Genomic DNA, 4,373 nt, shown 5'->3' on the forward strand with positions numbered 1-4,373 from the left:
AATTGAATGGTTTCTTCTCACTTAAAAACCGGTTTGGTGTTGTAAAAATAACTCCAGCCTAAACAATTCGACCTGGCCGGGCAATAAGTGCGGTTACCTATCGGCTGGAATTTGACGGGGGAAAAGCCTTGGTGTGTGCGGTAGAGTACAGACGTTTCCTGATTGATATTCTACTTATGATTCATGGAAGACAGACATTGAACCCTAAGTATCAGGCTACGCCTGTCTTTAAGCCATCGCATTCTCAACGCTGCCGATTCATATAATTCAATTCGATACAAGTAGCTACGCATGATAAGAACCGTATCTTTCCTATAACAGCGAGATATTCATATGACTAGAACCCGCCGTATTCATCTGATTAATCCGAGAGCCGATACGTTTGCAACCCGGCCTTTATTCTTCGGCAAAGCGCTTTATTCGCCGGTCGCAGGGCTTCTAGCTGTGGCTGGGCTGATTCCTGAAGACCAGTATGAAATCATCCTGACTGACGAAAATATCGAGCCTATCGATTTCGATTTGAATGTCGATATGGTGGGTATCTCATCGATGACTTCTTACGTGAACCGGGGCTATGAGATCGCCGACGCTTTCCGGGCTCGCGGTGTTCCTGTGATCATGGGTGGGGTTCATGTCAGCTACCTGCCGCAGGAAGCGCTTAAACACGCCGACGCGGTGGTCGTCGGGGAAGCCGAGCTGATTATGGACAAAGTTTTAGACGACCTGCATAACGGCAAATTAAAAGGTATTTATAAAGCTGCAAGCCTGCACTCGATGACCGGCATGCCGAACCCACGGCAAGGACTGCTGAAGAGCAATCGCTATATCAATAAGGGGTTTGTCCAAACCTCCCGCGGCTGTCATCACGGTTGCACTTTTTGCGCCGAACCCACGATGTACGGATTACGCTTTCGCTATCGGCCTATCGACGACATCATAGCGGAGATCGAACACATTAATGAGAAGGTAATCCTGCTCAACGATTCCGATTTTTTCGGCACGCCGAGTCGGGCCATGGAAGTCATGAAAGCCTTCAAAGGACGAGGTCTGCAATGGCAGGCAGCGGTGAATAGTCGCGATGCGAACGATGATCGCTTGTTGGAATTGGCGGCGGAAAGCGGTTGTTTCATGCTGTCCATCGGTTTCGAGTCTATCTCTAAGCAAACCCTGCGCAACGTGCACAAGTGCCAGAACGATCCGGAATCGTATCGCGAGCTGGTCGAAAAACTGCACCGATACGGCATCATGGTGCTAGGCTTGTTCATATTCGGCTTTGAAGGCGATGAGTCGACGGTATTCGACGAAACGTTGAAATTCAACATCGATGTCAAGTTCGACATGTGCGGTTATTCTCTGCTGACGCCATATCCCGGCACTATCAATTGGTTCGAGATGATGCGCCGCAAACAGATTGTCTCTTTCAATTGGGACAAATACGACCAATCTCACATCGTCTTTAAGCCGGCCGGGCTATCAGCCGATCAGCTCTATCGGGGTTATTTGGATACTTATGACGGGTTTTACACAGCGTCTTCGATGCTGCGCCGCTTTCCTTGGGACGGCTCTCGCAACCGCGCGAACTGGACCGTCTACAATGCGTTCTTTCGCAAAGGCGGCGTTGTGACTCGCGACCCCGAGCAACTGATCGCAAGGGCGACGCCTGAACCCGAATTTGCGGCTATGCCCCCGTTGATGCCGCAAAAAGCAGCATGGCGGGAATTGGTCATGGAAACGACCGAGACCGGGGTGGCGGCAGCTTCCGAATAACACCGGAATCTGCGTTTTTCAATCCGGCGGTGAAAGTTAAAGGAAGAGTTTTACAATAAGCTGCTTTATGTTCGATAACGTACAGACCGTGTCCAATTTTATCAATAAACTGGACCTCAACTCTCAAAGGAAGGTATTTATGAATATTGCAAAGAGCTGTTATCGGTACTTATGACAGAGCTACTGATTTTGCTGATGCAAGTCATAAATATTTCATGACTAAATATTCGATTGTGCGATAGGGCAAGTAGGCTAATGCATCCTGGTCCGGTGTTATTCCAAGAGGGTAACTCTTAGAAATGGTTTTCAATTTAATGCTTTTGTTCTTACAGGAGAATTATCATGTCAATCGGCACAATCTTACTGATAATTTTAGTTCTTATGTTAATCGGAGCTCTTCCCGCTTGGCCCTATAGCCGGGAATGGGGCTATAGAACCAGCGGCGGGATCGGGTTTTTGCTGATTATTTTACTGATTATGGTTTTATTGGGCTATATCTAGCTGTGAAGCAAAGTTAGGGGCGGCCCGGCCAGTCGCCCCCTACAAGGTTTTAACGGAGGGTACCTCATTCTAAAATCAGAGTTCGGCGCCTGATGTTTCGTAAGCGCATTAGTAACTGAAACAGCGGTCAAAACATTAAACATAGCTATTTTAGGCAGATATTATGATTAAGACGTGCCTCACTTGCCGCAGCAATTTCTCGTTGCGGCTTTTTTTTGCGAAAAGTGTATATGTGCGGTATCGCACTTATGTGGAGTATCGGCTTAAGTAAATATCTGTCGGTTTGCGGGAGCTATATTGTTCGGTGTTTTTGCAATTTGTTTGAAAGCGCATGTAGAGGAGTTTGAACCAATTACCGCCAATATGCAGTGGAGTATGCCGGCAAAAAATTTTCAACTGCCATGGGGATTTAAACCTGCCAGGACCTGAAACTGCCGGTGTCCAGATGGACAAAATCGAATCGTTGAGAATAGCCGACGCCTCCACGGCGCATAGCCAACGCGGCGTTTCTGATCTTGCGTGTCTCCAGCCCGTCCACGTGAATGTCGATAGCCCGGCCTTGCATATGCAGACTGCTCTTTGAGACGCTACGGTTTCTTTTGCGCAATCCGGCATTTGTACGCGGAGAGCGATAACCCGAGAATACATAGAAAGATTTATCGATTCCAAGTGCAAGCTTTAGATCGTATAACTGGTCGAGCAAGGCCGGATCAATCGGATGAACAGCGCCGGTATGATAATCGCGCAGCACATAACTGATTTCCTGCAAGGCATCTTCAATATAATGGTCCTGTTCAAAATAAGTTAACTTCAGCTTATCACCGGTATGGATATTGTTTAAGGCAAGCGTTTTGCACGGAGAATCACTTTTGATTGCCGCATTTGAAATCTCTGCCCCACTCAGTGTCAGCAAAGAAGCACTTGCTACAGTTTTTAAAAAACCGCGTCTTGATGCTACAACACTGCCTTCATCAATATTTCGGCTTTCTATTATAGGTTTATTCATGATTTGTCTTTATAACTCTCAGCCTTAAAAGGATCTTAAACAGTCACCACATACGCAGCTATTTATCCCCGACAGGTTCATAGTTAATTTTTTGCCATTTGGCATGTGATTCCTTATAAAAAACACTGAACCACATGCCATGCAATTTAAAATCAGTGCCTGACCATACTCGCCATTTGTCTACAGCTTCCAGCGCATTCACGACAAGTAGACGCGCATTCCTCCATATCGCCGATACTGTCACAGTCCATGGCACAGGCCTCGCAAATTTCGGCACAGACTTCGCATGTACGGTCATGGAAACGAGAGTTGCTTAGCATGAAGTTGGCCGACAGTTGGCAGATTTCGGCACAGTTCATCATCAGACGGAAGTGTTCCGGCTCAACGTGCCGCCCGCCCATTTCCAGGCATTGATTCATAGCCGTTTGCAGGCAGACTTGGGCGCAACGGTTACAGCTTTCTATACACGACTGCATGGATGAGAAAGAAAGGGTTGAGGGTTTTGCTTGTTCGGATTGAGAAATTTGCATAGTGGATCCTCCAAATTTTTGAAAGACAAACGCGATCTAAAAAAAGCGCGCTCTTTTTATCGAAAGTCCGGTTTTGCTATTACGCTTACCAAAACTTGATTTATAAATTAACTCAAATGGTAATTACAGTCAGTGCGTTGCCGTACGTAAAATAATTTTGCGATAAACAAAATGATTTTTATGAAAAACTTTCGCTCCGTATAAGAAAGCGTCGTCCACGAAAGGCACAAAAAGCACGAAAAAACGATCCCAAAAACGCCATCAGCAAAGCCTATCCAGCCGGACGGGAGATTGTTGCTCCGCTCGAAGCGTTCCGCCTGTTCAGAATGTTGCCGCTTAGACCTTCCAGATTTTGAAAACCTGGAAGGTCTGCCGATCGGCTTGTTTCCCGGTTAATGCTTTTTCCTTAACTGAACGGCCGAATAGAGTCTGGAATAAAATTGTCTCAAGAATCTCGAAAGGGATGTGAAGAATGCCGGATATGACGCCGTCAACGGCGAATCCATGGCTGATATTTTTCGTGCCTTTCGTGTCGCCTAGAGGCGCCTACTTTTGGTTTTCGTGGACAG

At 46.7% G+C, this 4,373-nt stretch carries 4 protein-coding genes; 2 read left to right on the forward strand and 2 right to left on the reverse strand.

The features are described 5' to 3' along the window. Positions 1–333 precede the first annotated feature (333 nt). Positions 334–1,767 carry a B12-binding domain-containing radical SAM protein gene (locus EPO18_RS15425; protein WP_292434742.1) on the forward strand — a complete coding sequence of 478 codons (1,434 nt, stop codon included), beginning with the start codon at positions 334–336 and terminating at the stop codon, positions 1,765–1,767. 342 nt (positions 1,768–2,109) lie between these two features. Next, positions 2,110–2,268, forward strand: coding sequence for a DUF3309 family protein (locus EPO18_RS15430; protein ID WP_292434744.1), 159 nt, complete (start codon positions 2,110–2,112; stop codon positions 2,266–2,268). Positions 2,269–2,677: 409 nt separating this feature from the next. Here EPO18_RS15430 and EPO18_RS15435 read toward each other — a convergent pair whose 3' ends face one another. After that, positions 2,678–3,274 (reverse strand): peptidoglycan L,D-endopeptidase MepK, encoded by a 597-nt coding sequence (locus EPO18_RS15435; RefSeq protein WP_292434746.1) that lies wholly within the window; start codon positions 3,272–3,274, stop codon positions 2,678–2,680. A gap of 152 nt (positions 3,275–3,426) precedes the next feature. Then, the gene (locus EPO18_RS15440; RefSeq protein WP_292434748.1) at positions 3,427–3,804 is read right to left on the reverse strand and encodes a four-helix bundle copper-binding protein; all 378 of its coding nucleotides are present in this window, start codon (positions 3,802–3,804) and stop codon (positions 3,427–3,429) included. Positions 3,805–4,373 lie beyond the last annotated feature (569 nt).

It is taken from the genome of Methylobacter sp., assembly GCF_004322395.1.
In the GTDB taxonomy this organism is placed as follows: Bacteria; Pseudomonadota; Gammaproteobacteria; order Methylococcales; family Methylomonadaceae; genus Methylobacter_A.